Origin of the sequence: Streptomyces sp. NBC_00162 (genome assembly GCF_024611995.1) — a bacterium.
Lineage (GTDB): Bacteria > Actinomycetota > Actinomycetes > Streptomycetales > Streptomycetaceae > Streptomyces.
Window position 1 is genome coordinate 3,630,173 of the sequence record NZ_CP102509.1, and the last position, 17,703, is coordinate 3,647,875.

The following is a 17,703-nucleotide window of genomic DNA, read 5'->3' on the forward strand; positions in this document are numbered from 1 at the left end:
GCTCGCGAGCGTCCCGACGGACACTTGTGGCACGTTGCCGGAGCTCTCTGAGGGGGATGCCGATGCGGGACAGCCATCGCAGTGAGGCCGAGCGGCTGTTGGGGCGGGCCGTCGACGAGGAGACGCGGCGGGCGGCGGCGGGCGCGCCGGTGGACAAGGCGGCACTGCTGGCCCGGGCCCGGGAGGCGCTGGACGCGCTCGCCGCGAGCGCGGCTCCGGAGTACGAGGCGTACGTACGGGCCCTGGACGAGGCGGCGGCCGGGGAGCAGTCGCTCGGCGAGGCCTTCAAGCGCGGCAACACCTCAACGGCCTTACTCGTCACGGCGGTCGCGGCTGCCGCGGCCGTCGGGGCGGACCTGGCGCTCGGTGTCGCGGCCGGTGCGGCGCTGACCGCGGGGGCGGTGACGGGTGTCGCGGGCGCGGTCGCGACGGTGGCGAAGGTGACGGCCCTGCACCTGCCGGCGGCCAACCGGCGGGCCGGGGAACGGGGCCGTCCGGGCGGGCCCGAGCAGCTGAAGCTGCAATGGCTGTCGGCACTGGAGGTGCGCGGCATCCGGCCCTTCCTGGAACAGCAGCGCGCGGTCACCGCGGCCGCGCGGGCGCCCCGTACGGCTCCCCGGAGCACGCCGCAGCTGCGCGGGACGGACCGCAGCGCGGAGGCGCGGCGGCGCAGCGCCCTGGAGCAGTCCTTCGGGCAGCTTCCGGAGCCGGCGGGGCTGTTCGCGGGCCGGAAGGCGGAGCTGACGCGGATCGCGCAGTGGGTGCAGGCGGCCCGGGCCAGTACGGAGACCCGCCCGGTCGTGGTGGTGCTGCACGGGGAGCCGGGGGTGGGCCGGACGGCTCTGGCGCTGCGGGCGGCGCACGGGCTGCGGGACCAGTTCCGGGGCGCGTGCGTGGTGGACCTGCGGGGCGGTTCGCCGCGGGGCGAGGCCCCGTTGTCGACACGGGAGGCGTTGCTGCACCTGCTGAACCGGCTGGGGGCGCCGCGCGAGCAGTTGCTGTTCCGGGAGGGGGCTTCGGCGGATCAGCAGGTGCGGCGGCTGGGCGAGCTGTACCACCAGCACCTCCAGGGGCTGCCGGTGACGGTGGTGCTCGATGACGCGGTGGACGCGGCGCAGGTACGGATGCTGGTGCCGGAGCGGTCGGAGAGTCTGGTGCTGGTGACGGCGCCCGAGCCGCTGGAGCTGCCCGCGGACCTCGCGGCGTGGGTGCACCAGCTGCCGGTCGAGCGGCTGGCGGAGGCGGACGCGGCGGAGCTGGTACGGGCGGCCGCGCCGCCCCGGGACACGGACGCGGCCGCCGTGGTGGAGCGCAGCGGCGGGCTCCCGCTGGCGCTGCGGATGCTGACGCCGCTGGCCCGCGAGGGCTTGGTGCCCGATGCCGGGCCGGGCCACCCGGTGGAGCTGGCGCTGCGGGCCGCCGATGCCCGCCTCGACGGACCGGCCCGGCTGCTGCTCAGGCGGTTGTCGCTGGCCGGGCGGGCCTCGCTCGGCGGTGCGGCCGCGGCCGCGCTGGCCGACGTACCCGAGCAGTCGGCGCTGCGCGCGCTGGAGGAGCTGTGGGAGGCCGGGCTGATCGAGCGGGTGCGGGGCCAGCGGTTCCGGATGCACGACGCGGTGCGCGGGTACGCGGCGGAGCGGCTGGAGGCGGAGGAGGACCGGGCGGAGGCGGCGGCCGCGCACGAACGGCTGATCCGGGTGTACGCGCAGCTGGCGGACTCGGTGATCCGGATGGTCGACGGGAAGATGTCGACGCGCGCGAATCAGTTCGGCGGGCACGGCTTCACCTCGCTGGACGCGGCCCTGCGCTGGCTGGACGACGAGTCGAGCTTCATCACGGCCGCGCTGCGGCACTCGGAGGGCGTGGACCAGCAGGCGGTGCTGGACCTGCTGGGCGCGCTGTGCGACTTCTGTCTGCTGCGCGGCGACCTGTACCGGCTCGGTGAGATCAACGAGCTCACGCAGGCGGTGGAGGCCGGCCGGCAGGGGGGTGAGCAGGGGCGGCTGGTGCGGTCGGTGCAGTGGCGTACCGGTATCGCGGCCCGGCAGCTGGGCGAGCTGGACAAGGCCCGTACGACGCTGACCTCGGTGGTGGACCAGTACATGGAGGCCCATCAGGACGCGGGGGCGGGCATGGCCCTGATCTCGCTGGGCATCACCCTGCACCACCAGGGCAATCTCCCGGAGGCCGCGGCCCGCATCCGGGAGGCGCTGGTGCTCCAGGAGTCGCCGGAGCTGGCGGGCGACCGCGCGTGGGGGCTGCACGCGCTGGCGGCCGTGGAGCGGGACCGGGCGCACCTGGCGGAGGCGATGGCTCTGCTGGAGCAGTCCCTGGCGCTGCACCGGGAGAGCGAGAGCGTGCACGGTGAGGCGTGGGCGCACTTCCAGCTGGGGCAGGTGTTCCTGCGGGTGGGGGACGTGAAGCGGGCGGAGGCGGAGCTGCGGCTCGCCCTCGAGCTGTACGGGCGTACGCGCGATGACCGCGGTGAGGCGTGGGCGCTGACCCAGCTGGGCCGGGCCCGGGTGGTGGACGGGGATCCGGGTCCGGCGCTGGAGCGGCTGCGGGAGGCACTGGCCCGGCACCGGGAGGCGGAGGACGCGCGCGGGGAGGCGTGGACGCTGTACTACCTCGGGCAGGCGCTGGAGGAGGGCGGCGAGCGCGATCAGGCGGTCCGGGAGCTGGAGCGGGCCCGGACGATGTTCTCGCGGATGCGGGACGTGTACGGGCTGGCGCACGCGCGGCACCACTCGGGGCGGGTGACGCGGGACCAGCGCGCGGCGCAGACGGGGAACCTGAAGAACTCCGGTTTCGCGCGGCAGCTGCTGGTGGACGCGCGGGCGGACTTCCGGCGGATCGGGCTGGCGCACGGCGAGGCGTGGACCTGCCTGGAGCTGGCGGTGGTGGACGCCGGCAACGCCAAGGTGTCGCAGGCGCTGGGCCTGTGCGAGGAGGCGGTACGGCTGTTCATCTCGTACGGGGACCGGCGCGGGGAGGACTGGGCGCGGTTCCTGCGGTGCACGCTGCTGCCGTACACCCACTTCGCGGACCTGACGGTGCCGGGAGCGCCGGAGGAGGCGCGGGCGGAGCTGGACCGGCTGGCCGGGGCGCCGCATCCGGCGCGGGACGGGCGGCTGGAGGACTGCCTGGAGACGTACGCCGTGATCCTGGGCCGCGGGGTGGACCCGGCGGAGGGCTGGCAGGCGTGGCGGCTGGGCCTGGTGCCGAACCTCCACTCGCGGGAGATCATGGGCGTACCGCTGCCGCCGCCCGCGGCCGAGCCCGTGTGACACACATGACGCGCGGAGACCGCCGCCCCGCCGGATCGACGGGCGGGGCGGGGCGGGCGGCGGTCTCCGTCGGCTAGGTCCTGTCCGCGGACGGAGAGGGGGCGGCGCCCGGCTCCGGGGCCTCTTCGAAGTCGACCCGGCCCATGTGCCGGTTCATCGACTTCATCAGGCCCCACACCCCGATGGCGAGGGCCGCGAACACGATGAAGCCCAGGATGCCGGGCGTCACCTTGTTCTTGTCGAAGGTGTCACCCGCCAGCGGGAGGAGCTGGGTCAGTGCTGCCTGCGTAGCGCTCATAGCTACGCATTCTCCCGGATGCCCGCGAAGAGGTCGGACTCGGGGAGGGAAGTGTCGACGAGCGACTTCGCGAGCTCGTACTCCTCCGTGGGCCAGACTTCCCGCTGGACGTCCATGGGGACGCGGAACCAGCCGCCGTCCGGGTCGATCTGCGTGGCGTGGGCGACGAGCGCCTTGTCACGGATCTCGAAGAAGTCCGCGCAGGGCACGTGGGTGGTCAGGGTCCGCTCGGTGCGCTCGAACTCCTTCCACCGCTCCAGCCACTCCCCGTACGGGGACTCCATGCCGCGCGAGAGCAGCGCCTCGTGCAGGGCGATGGTGCGCGGCTTGTTGAAGCCCTGGTTGTAGTAGAGCTTCTGCGGCTGGTACGCCGGGCCGAACTCGGCCTCGGGGTACTTCTCGGTGTCGGCCGCTCCGTCGAAGGCCACCATCGAGATCTTGTGGGTCATGATGTGGTCGGGGTGCGGGTAGCCGCCGTTCTCGTCGTAGGTGGTGACGACCTGCGGCTTGAAGGCGCGGATCTTCTTCACGAGGCGGCCGGCGGCCTCGTCCACGTCCTCCAGTGCGAAGCAGCCCTCGGGCAGCGGGGGCAGCGGGTCGCCCTCGGGCAGGCCGGAGTCGACGTAGCCGAGCCACTCCTGCTCGACGCCGAGGATCTCGCGGGCCTCGTCCATCTCCTTGCGGCGTACCTCGTGGATGTTCTCCTCGATGTACTTGTCACCCTGGAGCTTGGGGTTCAGCACGGAGCCGCGCTCGCCTCCGGTGCAGGTCACGACCAGCACGGGCACCCCCTCGGACACGTACTTGGCCATGGTGGCCGCGCCCTTGCTCGACTCGTCGTCGGGGTGGGCGTGGACGGCCATCAGTCGAAGCTGCTCGGTCAAGACGGGATCCTCTGCAATTCGGCGTGACAGTCGGCTTCTATAGTGACCGAATCGGGGGACGGAAAATTCCGGGGGTGGGTCCGCATGGATCCGGCCCCGCCCTGGCGGAAGGAACGATCGATGAGCGCGGTGCGCGAGGGGCTGCCCGAGGGTCGTTATGGCCGGTCGGCGGACGAGCGTGCGGACCGGAAGCTCAAGATCGTCGGGTCCGTGCTGGGGGCCCTGCTGCTGGGTGTGGTCGGCTGGATCGGCTGGGACTACGTCGCGGGGCAGAGCGTCAGCGCCGAGGTGATCAAGTTCCAGGTGGAATCGGACACCGAGGTGAAGGTGCACCTGGAGGTCCGCAAGGAGTCCTCGGTCACCGGGGTCTGCACCCTCAGCTCCCAGGACAAGGAGCACGCCGAGGTGGGCCGCGCGGACTTCACGTTCGCACAGGCCGAGGCGCGTGTGGACGAGGTCGTCTCGCTCAGGACGACGAGCCGCGCCACAATGATCGAGCTGGTCGGCTGCCAGCCGGCGGCCCGCTGAGGACACGGCCCGGGACACGGTACGGACCACGGACGGCGGGCAAACGGACTCGCGGGTCCTCCCCCTTTTCTTCCCGAATTGTTAGGCTCGTGGTTTCGTCCGCCGCTGGCGGCCTAGTAGTCCCCTGTACCGACGAGGAGCACCCGTGACCCAGACGAGCGAAAGCGTCACCTGGCTGACCCAGGCGGCGTACGACCAGCTGAAGGCAGAGCTGGACTACCTCTCTGGTCCCGCACGCACGGAGATCGCCACGAAGATCGCAGCCGCCCGCGAGGAGGGCGACCTGCGTGAGAACGGCGGTTACCACGCGGCCAAGGAAGAGCAGGGAAAGCAGGAGCTCCGCGTCCGACAGCTGACGCAGCTCCTGGAGAATGCCAAGGTCGGGACCGCGCCCGCGTCCGACGGCGTGGTGGCGCCCGGCACACTCGTCAAGATCGCCTTCGATGGCGACGAGGACGACACCATGGAGTTCCTGCTGGCCTCCCGCGAGTACGCGTCCTCGGACTTCGAGACGTACTCGCCCCAGTCCCCGCTGGGCAGCGGCGTGCTGGGCAAGGCGATCGGCGAGGACGCCCAGTACGAGCTCCCGAACGGCAAGAAGGCCTCCGTCAAGATCCTTGACGTCAAGCCCTTCACCGGCTGATCACCCCCCTTCATACACGCACCGATGCCCGGCCGGGAGAACCCGGCCGGGCATCGGTGCGTGCAGCGTGCGTACGGGCGGGCGCGTACGGGCCTATGCGGTCGCCGAGCGGTACTTGCGGACCGCGAGGCTCCGGAAGACCACGATGATCAGCAGCGACCAGAGGACGGACGCCAGGATCGGGTGCTGCATCGGCCAGGCCTCCGGGACCGGGTAGCCCTCCGGGAGGTTGCCGAAGAGCACGCGGGCCGCCTGGACGGTGGCGCTGAAGGGGTTCCACTCCGCGATGGTCCGCAGGAACGGCGGCATGTTCTCGGAGGGGACGAAGGCGTTCGAGATGAACGTCAGCGGGAAGAGCCAGATCAGCCCGCCCGAGGTGGCCGCCTCCGGGGTGCGCACCGACAGGCCGATCAGGGCGCCGATCCAGGAGAAGGCGTAGCCGAGCAGGAGCAGCAGGGCGAAGCCGGCGAGCACCTCGCCCATGCTCGTGTGGGTGCGCCAGCCGACGAGCAGAGCCACGATCGCGAGGACCACGAGGGTCAGCGTGGTCTGGACGAGGTCGGCGAGCGTGCGGCCGGTGAGGACCGCGCCGCGGGCCATGGGCAGTGAGCGGAAGCGGTCGATCAGGCCTTTGTGCATGTCGTCCGCGATGCCCGCGCCCGCGCCGGCGGTGGCGAAGGTGACGGTCTGGGCGAAGATGCCGGCCATCAGGAACTCGCGGTAGGCGGCGGGCGAGGTGTTGCCGCCGACGCTGATGGAGCCGCCGAAGACGTAGCTGAAGAGCACGACGAACATGACCGGCTGGATCACACCGAAGATGATCATCTCGGGGATCCGGGACATCCGGATCAGGTTCCGCTTGGCGATCACCAGGGAGTCGTTCATGCCCTGGACGATGCCGCCGCGCGGGCGGGGTGCCGCGAGTTCCCTGATCGGGGAGGAGCCCGGGGTGCCCGGGGTCGGGGAGGTGATGGTCACTTCGCCTTCTCCTTCAGCGCTGTCTTGCGGCCCTTGGCGTCGGCGGCGGGGGCGCCGTCGCCGTTCTCGTCGGTGGCCAGTTCGGCCGCGTGGCCGGTCAGGGAGATGAACACGTCGTCGAGGGTCGGGCGGCGCAGCCCGATGTCGTCGATCTCGATGCCCCGGCCGTCCAGCTCGCGGATGACCTCGGCGAGCAGCTTGGCGCCGCCCGACACGGGCACGGTGAGCTTGCGGGTGTGTTCCTCGACGGTGGTCTCGCCCTTGCCGAAGACGGCGAGCACCTCGCGCGCGGTGGCTATGTGGTCGCGCTCGTGGACGACGACCTCCACGCGCTCGCCGCCCGTACGGGCCTTGAGCTGGTCGGAGGTGCCGCGCGCGATGACCTTGCCCTGGTCGACCACGCAGATGTCGTGCGCGAGGTGGTCGGCCTCCTCCAGGTACTGGGTGGTGAGCAGCAGGGTGGTGCCGCCGGCGACCAGTTCCTGGATGATCCCCCACAGCTGCTGGCGGTTGCGGGTCGAGTCCGGTGGTCGGCTCGTCCATGAACATCACGGGCGGGCTGACGACGAGGGCGGCCGCGAGGTCGAGGCGCCTGCGCATGCCGCCGGAGTAGGTCTTGGCGGTGCGGTCGGCGGCGTCGGCGAGGTTGAAGCGCTCGAGGAGTTCGTCGGCGCGCGCCTTCGCCGCCTTGGCCCTCATCTGGTAGAGCTGGCCGACCATCTGGAGGTTCTCGCGGCCGGTGAGGTACTCGTCGACGGCGGCGAACTGGCCGGACAGGCCGATGGCCCGGCGGACCTCGTTGGGGTACTTGAGGACGTCCAGGCCGGCGACGACGGCCTTGCCGCTGTCGGGGCGCAGGAGGGTGGTCAGGACGCGCACGGTCGTGGTCTTGCCCGCGCCGTTGGGGCCGAGCAGGCCCAGGACGGTGCCTTCGGGGACATCGAGGTCCACGCCGTCCAGGGCCCGTACGTCGCCGAAGGACTTGACCAGGCCTTCGGCGTAGATCGCGCCTGGCATACGGATTCTCCCAGTGTGATCGGACCAGCAGAAATCGGGGCGTTCCTAGGCAAAGCTTATGGGCGCCGGACATCCCTCGCCCGGCCCAACGGGGGACGTACCACCTCCGCTTCCCGGCTCGTCACACAGTGCTAGCTCATCACCTTGTACCCCGCGCTGTGCAGCGACCGCGCGACCTCCGCGCAGTGCTCCGGACCCTTCGTCTCCAGGTGCAGCTCGACCTCCACCTCCGTGAGCCCGAGCCGCGGGTCGGTCCGTACGTGGCTCACATCAAGTACGTTCGCATCGACCACCGACAACACCGCCAGGAGCCCGGCCAAGGCCCCCGGTCGGTCGGCCACGCGCAGCCGCAGCGACAGGTACCGGCCCGCCGCCGCCATGCCGTGGCGCAGGATCCGCTGGAGCAGCAGCGGGTCGATGTTCCCGCCCGACAGGACGGCCACCACCGGGCCACCGCCGTACCGTTCGGGCTCACTCAGCAGCGCGGCGACCGTGCTGCACCCGGCCGGCTCGACCACCAGCTTGGCCCGCTCCAGGCACAGCAGCAGGGCACTGGAGAGCGCGTCCTCGGAGACCGTACGCACGTCGTCGAGGAGCTCGCCGATGATTTTGAAGGGGACGTCGCCGGGGCGGCCGACCTTGATGCCGTCCGCCATCGTGTTCGGGTTGTCGATCGACACCGGGTGCCCGACCTTCAGCGAGGGCGGGTACGCGGCCGCGCCCGCCGCCTGGACGCCGATCACCTTCACGTCGGGGCGCAGCGCCTTCACGGCGACCGCGACGCCCGCCGCGAGACCGCCGCCGCCGATGCCGACGAGGATCGTGCGCACCTCGGGGCACTGCTCCAGGATCTCCAGTCCCACGGTGCCCTGGCCCGCGATGATGTCGGGGTGGTCGAAGGGGTGGATGAACACCGCCCCGGTGCGGTCCGCGTAGTCCTGGGCGGCGGCCAGGGTCTCGTCGACGACGTGCCCGTGCATGCGCACCTCGGCGCCGTACTCCTGCGTCGCGGCCACCTTGGGCAGCGGCGCCCCGACGGGCATGAACACCGTGGAGCGGACCCCGAGGAGGGAGGAGGCCAGCGCCACGCCCTGCGCGTGGTTGCCGGCGCTGGCGGCCACGACACCCGCGGCCCGCTGCTCGGGCCGCAGTCCGGCGATGCGCACGTACGCCCCGCGCAGCTTGAAGGAGCCGGTGCGCTGGAGGTTCTCGCACTTGAGGTGGACCGGGGAGCCGGTGAGCGAGGAGAGGTGCCGGCTGCCCTCCATCGCGGTGACCCGGGAGACGCCGGAGAGCATCTTCTGAGCCCCCCGGATGTCGTCGAGGATGACCTGCGGGACGGGCTCGGGCACGCGGTAGTTCATGCCGCCAGTCTCGCAGCCCGCGCGCGGCCGGGCTCTGCGCGGCGAAGGGGACGGGAAGGTGACGGGAAAAGGGCGAGAAGAGGGCGGGAAGAGGACGGGAACGAAACAGGAAGGGGGCGGGAAAGGGCCGGAAGCGGCTCGCGGGAAGGGTGCGCGAGCCGGCCGCGAGGAGGGTGCGCGGGCGGTGCGAGAGGGGTGCGAGAGGGGCGAAATCAGGCCAACCGGGACGGCTGCGGAGCGGCTGCGCTGACGGGCCGTACCAGTTCTCGTACGAGCCGTACGAGGCGCCGTACGGCCGCGTACTCTGTCCCCCATCCTTGTCGGACCCATGCGAAGAGAGCCCACGGCCATGCCTTCATCCCCGGCCAATTCCCATCTGCCCGTGGCGGGCGAAGCGCCTGCCGGAGCGGGTCTCCTCGACGCGCTCCAGCACCAGGTGGCGGTCTTCGCACGCCGCGCCGAGCAGACCCGCCTGGGCGGCGTCGGCCAGGCCCGCAACTCGATGGACCGGGCCGCGTACCTGCTGCTGAACCGGCTCGACCTGGAGGGGCCGATGGGCGTCAAGGCGCTCGCCGGCGGCATGGGCATCGACTCGTCCACGGTGACCCGGCAGGTCGCGCCGCTGGTCGACACCGGTCTGGTCAAGCGGACCTCGCACCCCGAGGACGGGCGGGCCGTGGTCCTCGCGCTGTCCCCGCGCGGGCTGGCGCGGCTGGAGGAGGTGCGCTCCTCGCGGCGCGAGCTGATGGCGCGCGTGACGGACGAGTGGAGCGAGGAGGAGCGCGAGTCCTTCACGAAACTGCTGACCCGGTTCAACGTGTCGCTGTCGGAGCTGATGGCGGCCGTCGCCGACGCCGGTCCCGCGTCCTGACTCTTGACCTGGACGGACCCGCTGCCCGCACTATGTGAAGCATGCGGGCGGTTGACCAACGGGCAGGCTCCTACACGGAGTTCCAGGCCTTCGTCGCAGGCGCGGCGGGGCGGCTGCTGCACGTCGCGATCCTGCTGACCGGTGAGCCGGAGCCCGCGCGCCGGCTGCTGGCGGGCGCGCTGGCCCGTACGTACGCGAACTGGCAGCGGCTGCGCGGGGACGACCCGTACGACTTCACCCGCCAGGAGCTGTGCGCCGCCTTCGCCCGCACCGGCTGGCGCCACCAGGGCGGGACGGGGGTGCTGGCCCGGCTGAGCCCGCTGGAGCGGCTCGTACTGGTCCTGCGGATCTACGAGGGGGTCGCGGAGGAAGTCACGGCGGCGCAGCTGGGGCTGCCGGCCGAGCGGGTCCGCGTGCTGTGCAACCGGGCCGTGGCGGAGCTGCGGTGAGCGGCTTCCCGGACCGGAAGGAAGCCCGGGTCAGACGGCTCCTGGAAGGCCCGTACCCGGTGGTCCCGGCCGATCTCGCGGCGGGCGCGGCGGCCCGCGGCGACCGGCTGCTGCGCCGGCGCCGGGTGCTCCGCGGGTTCGGCTGGGCGCTGCTCCTCGCGGCGGCGGTGGCCTTCACGGTCTGGGCCGCCCTGACCCAGCCGTGGGTCACGCCCCCGGCGGACATCTCACCGCCCCTGGAGGGCTGGTAGCCCCAGCCCTCCAGGACGGTGACGCGGTCAGCCCAGAGCCTGGGTCAGGTCCGCGATGAGGTCGTCGGCGTTCTCGATGCCGACCGAGACGCGGATCAGGTCCGCGGGAACCTCCAGGGCCGAGCCGGCCACCGAGGCGTGGGTCATGCGGCCCGGGTGCTCGATGAGCGACTCGACGCCGCCCAGGGACTCGGCCAGGGTGAAGATCTTGGTGCGGCCGCAGACCGCGACGGCCTCTTCCTCGCCGCCGGCGACCCGGAAGGAGATCATCCCGCCGAAGTTGCGCATCTGCTTGGCGGCGATGTCGTGGCCGGGGTGCTCGGGCAGGCCCGGGTAGAGGACCTTGGTGACCTTCGGGTGGCGCTGGAGCACGTCCACGATCTTGGCCGCGTTCTCCGCGTGCCGGTCCATCCGCACGGCCAGGGTCTTGATGCCGCGCAGCACGATCCAGGAGTCGAACGGCCCGGCCACCGCGCCCATGGCGTTCTGGTGGTAGGCCAGCTCCTCGCCCAGCGCCGCGTCGGCGGTGACCAGCGCGCCGCCGACCACGTCGGAGTGGCCGCCCATGTACTTGGTCAGCGAGTGCACGACCACGTCCGCGCCGAGCGCGAGGGGCTGCTGGAGGTAGGGGGACGCGAAGGTGTTGTCCACGACCAGCCGGGCGCCGGCCGTGCGCGCGATGTCGGCGACCACGGCGATGTCGGTGATGCCGAGCAGCGGGTTGGAAGGGGTCTCGACCCAGATGAGCTTGGTCTTGGGGGTGATGGCGGCGCGGACGGCGGCCGCGTCGGAGGTGTCGGCCACCGACCACTCCACGCCCCAGCGGGAGACGACCTTCGCGAAGAGGCGGAAGGTGCCGCCGTAGGCGTCGTTGGGGATGACCACGTGGTCGCCCGGGGAGAGCATCGTCCGCAGCAGGCAGTCCTCGGCGGCGAGCCCGGACGCGAAGGCGAGCCCGCGCCGGCCGCCCTCCAGCGCCGCGAGGTTCTCCTCCAGTGCGGTGCGGGTCGGGTTGCCGCTGCGGCTGTACTCGTAGCCGCCGCGCAGGCCCCCGACGCCGTCCTGCTTGTACGTGGAGACCTGGTAGATCGGCGGTACGACCGCGCCGGTCAGCGGGTCCGCCGTGTTGCCCGCGTGGATCGCGCGGGTCTCGAAGCTCTGGTGCTCGTGGCTGTCGTCGCTCATGGGCAGAGCCTAAGCCCCGCATGGGGATTGCTCCTCTCCTGGCCTGCCATTGGAAGGCCATTGGCCTGTGCCCCCCTCGGTCTGGTTCGCTTGGGGCATGGAGATTCTGTTGTTCCTGTTCGCGATCCTCATGATCGTGTTCGTCGTCAGTCCGTACATACGGCGCAAGCGCGGCGGTATTCGCCTGGTCGCCCCGGGCAGCCCGGACGCCGCCGACCCCGCGAACTACGGATTCGACCGGCAGGAGGATCTCGACATCCGGATCCCCGGGCCGGACCGGGACCTGATGGACGCCCTCGACAACGTCCGGTCGACCGGCCAGTGGCAGGCGGCCTCCCAGCTGCTCGCCGGGACCCCGAAGGACGGCGAGCAGCGCTGGCAGCGCGTGCAGGCCTTCGGTGGCGCGGCGGCGCTGGAGCTCGTACAGCAGCCGGGTGTGGGCGCGCAGTGGCTGAAGGCGTGGCGGCTGGAAGCGGAGAAGGACGCGGCCGGCGCGCAGGTCCACGCGGAACTGCTGGTGCAGCAGGCGTGGCGGAGCTCGGGCGGGGTCGGCTCGCAGGACCACCGGATCATCCTGGAGGAGGCGCGGGAGGCGTGCCGCAAGGCGGCGCTGCTGTCGCCGGGCGACCCGGTCCCCTACATCACGGAGCTGGCGATCGCGCGGGGGCTCGCGTACTCGGAGGCGGAGTTCGACACGCTGTGGGCGAAGGTCATCGACCGGGCCCCGGCGCACATGGGCGCGCATCTGGCGGCGCTGCACTACTGGTGCGGGAAGTGGCACGGCTCGCGGGAGCAGGCGGACGCCTTCTCGCACGCGGCCGCGGCCCGCGCCCCGCAGGGCTCGCTGCTGGCGGCGCTGCCGCTCTTCGCGCTGTACGAGAACCTGCCGGACGTGGTCCTGGTCGGGAGCTTCTACCAGGGCGCGGTCGTGACGCGGGCGGTGGAGGGCGCGCTGTACGCGGTCCACACGGCGCGCCAGGACGACCCGATGCTGGCGCACGTACGGCATCTGCTGCTGCTGTTCCTGGTCAACATGGAGCGCTGGGCGGAGGCCATGGAGCAGGTCCGGCACGTGGACGGCTACGTGGGAGCCCTGCCGTGGTCGGCCTCGGAGGACCCGGCGGCGCAGTACGCGGTGTACCGGGCGCTGGCGGTCGCGGGCTACGAGGCGAACGGCGGCTCCCCGGCGACGCTGCCGCACTGACGGGCCGACGGGCCGACGGGCCGACGGGCCGACGGGCCGGGATCTTACGCAGGCCTTACGGGTCCGACGGGCCGGGAATCCCCGCCCGCCCTGGCCCGTTGTCATGCGTACAAGGAGGGAATTCCATGTTCTCGTACCGCCGCACGCCCGAGCTCCCCACCCGCGAGGAGGCCCTGAAGGGCCGCCCTGAGCCTCTCTTCGCCCTGCCCGCAAAGCACACCGTGCTGGGCAACCCGCTGGCCGGCCCGTACCCGGAGGGCCTGGAGGTCGCCGACTTCGGTCTGGGCTGTTTCTGGGGTGCGGAGCGCAAGTTCTGGCAGACCCCGGGGGTGTGGACCACCCTGGCCGGCTACCAGGGCGGCTTCACCGAGAACCCGACGTACGAGGAGGTGTGCTCGGGCCAGACCGGCCACACCGAGGTCGTCCGCGTGGTCTTCGACCCGGCGCAGGTCTCGTACGAGACCCTGCTCAAGCTGTTCTGGGAGTCCCACGACCCGACCCAGGGCTTCCGCCAGGGCAATGACGTGGGCACCCAGTACCGCTCGGCGGTCTACACCCACTCCCCCGTCCACCAGGCGGCGGCCGAGGCCTCCCGCACGGCCTACCAGCGGGTCCTCACCGCCTCGGGCCACGGCGAGATCAGCACGGCCGTCCTCCCGGCGACGGACCGCCCGTTCTGGCCGGCGGAGGCCCACCACCAGCAGTACCTCGACAAGAACCCGGGCGGCTACTGCGGCATCGGCGGCACGGGCGTGAGCTGCCCGATCGGCGTGGCCCCCGCGCAGTAACGGCCCGCCCGACCGACCCCGGCGGGAGCGGCGCCCTGCGCGACCGCCGCTCCCGCCTTGCACGAACGGCTCAGATGGTCGAGGCGTCGATCACGAAGCGGTAGCGGACGTCGCTCGCCAGTACGCGCTCGTACGCCTCGTTGACCTCGTCGGCGCGGATCAGTTCGATCTCCGAGCCCAGGCCGTGCTCGGCGCAGAAGTCCAGCATCTCCTGGGTCTCGGCGATCCCGCCGATCATCGATCCGGCGAGGGACTTGCGGCCGCCTATGACGGAGAAGAGGTTGAGCGCGACCGGCTCCTCCGGGGCGCCGACGTTCACCAGCGCGCCGTCGACCTTCAGCAGGGCGAGGTACGCGTCCAGGCCGAGCGGCGCGGAGACGGTGGACAGGATCAGGTCGAAGCTGCCGGCGAGCTTCTCGAAGGTGGTCTCGTCGTTCGTGGCGTAGTAGTGGGTGGCGCCGAGCCCCAGGCCGTCCTCCTTCTTGCGCAGGGTCTGCGACAGCACGGTGACCTCCGCGCCCAGCGCGTGGGCGATCTTCACGCCCATGTGCCCGAGGCCGCCCAGGCCGACGATGGCGACCTTCTTGCCGGGGCCCGCCTGCCAGTGGCGGAGCGGGGAGTACAGGGTGATGCCGGCGCACAGCAGCGGGGCGGCGACGTCGAGGGCGAGGCCGTCGGGTATGCGGACGGTGTAGTTCTCGTCGACGACGATGTGGCTGGAGTATCCGCCGTACGTGGGCTCGCCGTTCTTGTCGAGGGCGTTGTACGTGCCGGTCATTCCCTTGGCGCAGAACTGCTCCTGGCCACGCAGGCAGTACTCGCACTCACGGCAGGAGTCGACGAAACAGCCGACGCCCACCCGGTCCCCGACCGCGAACTTCGTGACGCCCGGGCCGACTTCGGTGACGACGCCGGCGATCTCGTGCCCGGGGACCATGGGGTAGATGCCCTCGCCCCAGCCGTCGCGGACCTGATGGATGTCGGAGTGGCAGATTCCGGCGTACTTGATGTCGATGAGGACGTCGTGCTCGCCGACGGGGCGGCGCGGGACCGTGATGCGCTCCAGCGGGGCCTTGGGGGCGGGGGCCGCGTAGGCGGCGACCTGGGTGATGGCGGTGACGGACATGGGGGTGCTCCTCGGCGGTGACGCTGGTGTGTTCGGATGCCAGCCTGCCGGGCCGGGCGGCGCCCACCCAGCCCCCTGCCCTGCCTAGGACTGCCGGACCTACCCTTGGCGGGGTCAGGAACACCGCCGCGCCGCGGCGGGCTCCCGGCGATACTGGCGGTATGGACCAGCGTGATCAGCGAGCCGAGCTCGGCGAGTTCCTGCGCAGCCGCCGCGCGCGGCTGCGCCCCGAGGACGTGGGCCTGCCCGACTACGGGCGCCACCGGCGCGTCCCAGGCCTGCGCCGCGAGGAACTGGCGCTGCTGGCGGGGGTGTCCGTCGCGTACTACACGCGCCTGGAGCAGGGCAGCGGGCACAACGTGTCGGCGGAGGTGCTGGACGCCATCGCGCGGGCGCTGCGCCTGGACGGCACGGAGCGGGCGCACCTGACGCATCTGGCGCGCCCGCAGGCACGCCGGCGCCGCCAGAGCCACCGTCCGCAGCAGGTCCGGCCGGAGCTGCGGACGCTGATGGACGCGATGGAAGGCGTACCGGCCTACCTCGTGGGCCGGCGGCAGGACGTACTCGGCTGGAACCGGCTCGCGGCCGCGGTGTTCGGGGACTTCGGGGCGCTGCCCGTGCAGGAGCGGAACCTGGTGCGGCTGGTGTTCCTGGACCCGGCGACGGCCGAGCTGTACGCGGAGTGGGAGTGCCGGGCCTGCGAGGTGGTGAGCAACCTGCGGATGTACGCGGGCCAGCACCCGGACGACGAGCAGCTGACTGCGCTGGTCGGGGAGCTGTCGGTGAAGAACGAGGAGTTCCGCCGGCTGTGGGCGGCGCACACGGTGGCCGACAAGACGCACGGGGTGAAGAAGCTGCGGCATCCGCTGGTGGGCGAGCTGGACCTGTACTTCGAGAGGCTGGAGCTGCCGGACGATCCGGCGCAGTTCCTGGTCACCTTCCACGCGGCGCCCGGGTCCCCGTCCGAGGACGCGCTGCGCCTGCTGTCGTCGTGGTCCGCCCCGTCGGAGCAGGCCGGAAGCGAGGCCGGAGCAGCCGGGGCGGCCGGGGCCGGGGCGGACCGGGACCCCGCCGCTACAGCTTGAGCTGGTAGTACGCCGTGTCGCGTTCGTGGCGGTAGCCGAGGGCCTCGTTCACCGCGCGCATCGGAGTGTTCTCGTCCGCGACCGTCGTGGCGATCTGCCGCAGGGCGGGATACCGGTGCGCGGCCAGCTCCATCATGCGCAGCTTCACGGCGCGGCCGAGGCCGTGGCCGCGGTGGGCGGGGACGACGACGGTGTCGTACTGGAGGGCGCGGGCGCCGGCGGGATCCGGCAGGACCAGTTCCGTGTACGCGGCCACCTCGCCGGATCCGGTGACCGCGGCGACCGTGGTCAGCTCGCCGCCCCGGTCCAGGATCAGCCGGTGCGCCGCGTGCAGCCGCTCGGCCGTCCAGGTCTCGATCCTCTCGTCCACGTCCCCCATGGGCGCGTCCTCCATCGCCCCGTGGGCCCTGGCCACCGCCGCCGCCCGGTCGTCCGGCACCAGGCCGTGCCAGGCGTGCAGTTCGTACCCCGGCGTGGCCGGGGCGGCCGGCCGGTCCTGCTGCCGGGTCACGTCCTGTGCGTACCAGGCCAGGGGCAGGACGTTCTCGAACCCGAGCGACTCCGCGAACGCCTGCCCCGGACCTCCCAGGTCCACCATCGCCGCCACCGAGGTCCGCCCCTGCGCGAGCAGTTCGTCGCGGACCCGCTGCCACAGGGCGGTGCCGACGCCCCGCCGGCGGGCGTCCGGACGTACCGTCAGCACGTCCAGGAACGCGGTGTGGCTGTTGGCCTCGTCCGTGAACAGGAGCAGGCCCGCCACGCCCTGTGCCTCGTCCGCCGCCCAGAGCACGGCGTGGCCGCGGGCGGGCGCCACGCACAGCCGCCCGGCGACCTCCAGCCGGGAGGGCGCGGGCAGCTGCGGCAGGTCGGCGGCCGAGGCGGCGACCAGGACCGCCCACCAGTCGTCCACCTGGGTCTCGGTCGGGGGCACGGGCAGCGCTCTGATCGTCATCCCCCGAGCCTAAGCAGCGGCCGCGGCCTCTGGTCAGGCGTTTTCGGTCACCGTCACCCGTCCGCGGCGAATTGTCGCCACCCGCGGCGCCCGCTTCGCCAGCGCGCTGTCGTGCGTGACCATGACGAAGGTGAGCCCGTGCTCCGTGCAGAGCCCTTCCAGCAGGTCCATGACCTCGTCGCGCATGGACTCGTCGAGGTTGCCGGTCGGCTCGTCGGCCAGCAGCACCTTCGGCCGTTTCACCAGCGCCCGCGCGATCGCGACGCGCTGCTGCTGGCCGCCGGACATCTCCCCGGGCAGGTGGCCCATGCGTTCGCCGAGCCCCACCGACTCCAGGGCCTCGGCGGCCCGTTCGCGCCGTACGCGGGCCTTGAGGCCGAGCGGGACCAGGGCCGTCTCGACGTTCTCCTGCGCCGTGAGGGTCGGGATCAGGTTGAAGGACTGGAAGACGAAGCCGATGTTCTCCGCCCGGACCCGGGTGAGCCGGGCCTCCGAGACCGTGGCCAGGTCCAGGCCGTCGAGGACGACCTGGCCCTGCGTGGGCCGGTCGAGGGCGCCGAGCATCTGGAGCAGGGTGGACTTGCCGCCGCCCGTGGGGCCCTGGATGACGAGCCGGCCGCCGTCCTCGATGGTCAGGTCGACCCCGGCGAGCGCGTCGATGGATTCCTTGCCGCGCCGGTAGCGCTTGGTGACACCGGTGAGTTGGTACATGTCGTTCGTTCCCTCGGTCGCTGGGTGCGGACGGGCGTACGGGCGGGGGTACGCGCGTGGGTGTTGTACGGGCTGATGGGCG

17 protein-coding genes and 1 pseudogene are annotated in these 17,703 nt (G+C 72.5%); 9 read left to right on the plus strand and 9 right to left on the minus strand.

The window, feature by feature from the left end:
* The first annotated feature begins 62 nt into the window (after nt 1-62).
* Nucleotides 63-3,287: a tetratricopeptide repeat protein gene (locus JIW86_RS16690; RefSeq protein ID WP_257554495.1), complete on the plus strand. Its 3,225-nt coding sequence runs from the start codon at nt 63-65 to the stop codon at nt 3,285-3,287.
* 73 nt (nt 3,288-3,360) lie between these two features.
* On the opposite strand, the gene JIW86_RS16695 is transcribed toward JIW86_RS16690, so the two are convergent.
* Together JIW86_RS16695 and mca are read right to left on the minus strand one after the other, a co-directional pair.
* Nucleotides 3,361-3,585, minus strand: a complete 225-nt coding sequence (locus JIW86_RS16695) for a hypothetical protein (protein ID WP_257554496.1) — start codon at nt 3,583-3,585, stop codon at nt 3,361-3,363.
* 2 nt (nt 3,586-3,587) lie between these two features.
* Nucleotides 3,588-4,469: a mycothiol conjugate amidase Mca gene (mca, locus tag JIW86_RS16700; RefSeq protein ID WP_215148331.1), complete on the minus strand. Its 882-nt coding sequence runs from the start codon at nt 4,467-4,469 to the stop codon at nt 3,588-3,590.
* A gap of 120 nt (nt 4,470-4,589) precedes the next feature.
* Here mca and JIW86_RS16705 point away from each other — a divergent pair, with 120 nt between their 5' ends.
* Together JIW86_RS16705 and greA are read left to right on the plus strand one after the other, a co-directional pair.
* Entirely contained in the window at nt 4,590-4,997 is a 408-nt protein-coding gene (locus JIW86_RS16705; RefSeq protein ID WP_257554497.1) for a DUF4307 domain-containing protein, read from the plus strand.
* A gap of 145 nt (nt 4,998-5,142) precedes the next feature.
* Nucleotides 5,143-5,640: a transcription elongation factor GreA gene (greA, locus tag JIW86_RS16710; protein WP_215148333.1), complete on the plus strand. Its 498-nt coding sequence runs from the start codon at nt 5,143-5,145 to the stop codon at nt 5,638-5,640.
* Nucleotides 5,641-5,733: 93 nt separating this feature from the next.
* Here greA and JIW86_RS16715 read toward each other — a convergent pair whose 3' ends face one another.
* The 3 genes and pseudogenes from JIW86_RS16715 to ilvA form a co-directional block, all read right to left on the minus strand.
* Complete coding sequence (locus tag JIW86_RS16715; RefSeq protein ID WP_251065286.1) at nt 5,734-6,525, minus strand: ABC transporter permease; 792 nt, start codon at nt 6,523-6,525, stop codon at nt 5,734-5,736.
* 89 nt (nt 6,526-6,614) lie between these two features.
* Nucleotides 6,615-7,635 (minus strand): annotated as a pseudogene (locus JIW86_RS16720) (ATP-binding cassette domain-containing protein).
* 131 nt (nt 7,636-7,766) lie between these two features.
* Nucleotides 7,767-8,999, minus strand: coding sequence for a threonine ammonia-lyase (gene ilvA / locus JIW86_RS16725; RefSeq protein WP_257554498.1), 1,233 nt, complete (start codon nt 8,997-8,999; stop codon nt 7,767-7,769).
* A gap of 349 nt (nt 9,000-9,348) precedes the next feature.
* Here ilvA and JIW86_RS16730 point away from each other — a divergent pair, with 349 nt between their 5' ends.
* From JIW86_RS16730 to JIW86_RS16740, 3 genes are read left to right on the plus strand one after another with little or no spacing between them, the layout of a single operon-like run.
* Nucleotides 9,349-9,870: a MarR family winged helix-turn-helix transcriptional regulator gene (locus tag JIW86_RS16730; protein ID WP_215148339.1), complete on the plus strand. Its 522-nt coding sequence runs from the start codon at nt 9,349-9,351 to the stop codon at nt 9,868-9,870.
* A gap of 41 nt (nt 9,871-9,911) precedes the next feature.
* Nucleotides 9,912-10,319 carry a sigma factor-like helix-turn-helix DNA-binding protein gene (locus tag JIW86_RS16735; RefSeq protein WP_257554499.1) on the plus strand — a complete coding sequence of 136 codons (408 nt, stop codon included), beginning with the start codon at nt 9,912-9,914 and terminating at the stop codon, nt 10,317-10,319.
* Nucleotides 10,316-10,570, plus strand: a complete 255-nt coding sequence (locus JIW86_RS16740; RefSeq protein WP_257554500.1) for a hypothetical protein — start codon at nt 10,316-10,318, stop codon at nt 10,568-10,570. Before JIW86_RS16735 ends, JIW86_RS16740 begins: the two co-directional genes overlap by 4 nt.
* A gap of 27 nt (nt 10,571-10,597) precedes the next feature.
* On the opposite strand, the gene JIW86_RS16745 is transcribed toward JIW86_RS16740, so the two are convergent.
* Nucleotides 10,598-11,755, minus strand: a complete 1,158-nt coding sequence (locus JIW86_RS16745) for a cystathionine gamma-synthase (protein WP_257554501.1) — start codon at nt 11,753-11,755, stop codon at nt 10,598-10,600.
* 97 nt (nt 11,756-11,852) lie between these two features.
* On the opposite strand from JIW86_RS16745, the gene JIW86_RS16750 reads away from it, so the two are divergent.
* Together JIW86_RS16750 and msrA are read left to right on the plus strand one after the other, a co-directional pair.
* Nucleotides 11,853-12,959: a hypothetical protein gene (locus JIW86_RS16750; RefSeq protein ID WP_257554502.1), complete on the plus strand. Its 1,107-nt coding sequence runs from the start codon at nt 11,853-11,855 to the stop codon at nt 12,957-12,959.
* Nucleotides 12,960-13,084: 125 nt separating this feature from the next.
* Nucleotides 13,085-13,747 carry a peptide-methionine (S)-S-oxide reductase MsrA gene (gene msrA, locus JIW86_RS16755; protein ID WP_257554503.1) on the plus strand — a complete coding sequence of 221 codons (663 nt, stop codon included), beginning with the start codon at nt 13,085-13,087 and terminating at the stop codon, nt 13,745-13,747.
* Nucleotides 13,748-13,817: 70 nt separating this feature from the next.
* Here the strand turns inward: msrA and JIW86_RS16760 are convergent, their stop codons facing one another.
* Nucleotides 13,818-14,873 (minus strand): NAD(P)-dependent alcohol dehydrogenase, encoded by a 1,056-nt coding sequence (locus JIW86_RS16760; protein ID WP_257554504.1) that lies wholly within the window; start codon nt 14,871-14,873, stop codon nt 13,818-13,820.
* A gap of 161 nt (nt 14,874-15,034) precedes the next feature.
* Between JIW86_RS16760 and JIW86_RS16765 the strand changes: the two genes are divergently transcribed.
* A complete protein-coding gene (locus JIW86_RS16765; RefSeq protein ID WP_257554505.1) occupies nt 15,035-15,958 on the plus strand; it encodes a helix-turn-helix transcriptional regulator in 924 nt (307 codons plus the stop codon).
* Here the strand turns inward: JIW86_RS16765 and JIW86_RS16770 are convergent.
* Both JIW86_RS16770 and JIW86_RS16775 read right to left on the minus strand, forming a co-directional pair.
* The gene (locus JIW86_RS16770; RefSeq protein ID WP_257554506.1) at nt 15,948-16,910 is read right to left on the minus strand and encodes a GNAT family N-acetyltransferase; all 963 of its coding nucleotides are present in this window, start codon (nt 16,908-16,910) and stop codon (nt 15,948-15,950) included. The two genes, JIW86_RS16765 and JIW86_RS16770, sit on opposite strands and share 11 nt — an antisense overlap.
* Nucleotides 16,911-16,943: 33 nt before the next feature.
* Nucleotides 16,944-17,621, minus strand: coding sequence for an ABC transporter ATP-binding protein (locus tag JIW86_RS16775; protein WP_215148356.1), 678 nt, complete (start codon nt 17,619-17,621; stop codon nt 16,944-16,946).
* Between the last annotated feature and the right edge of the window lie 82 nt (nt 17,622-17,703).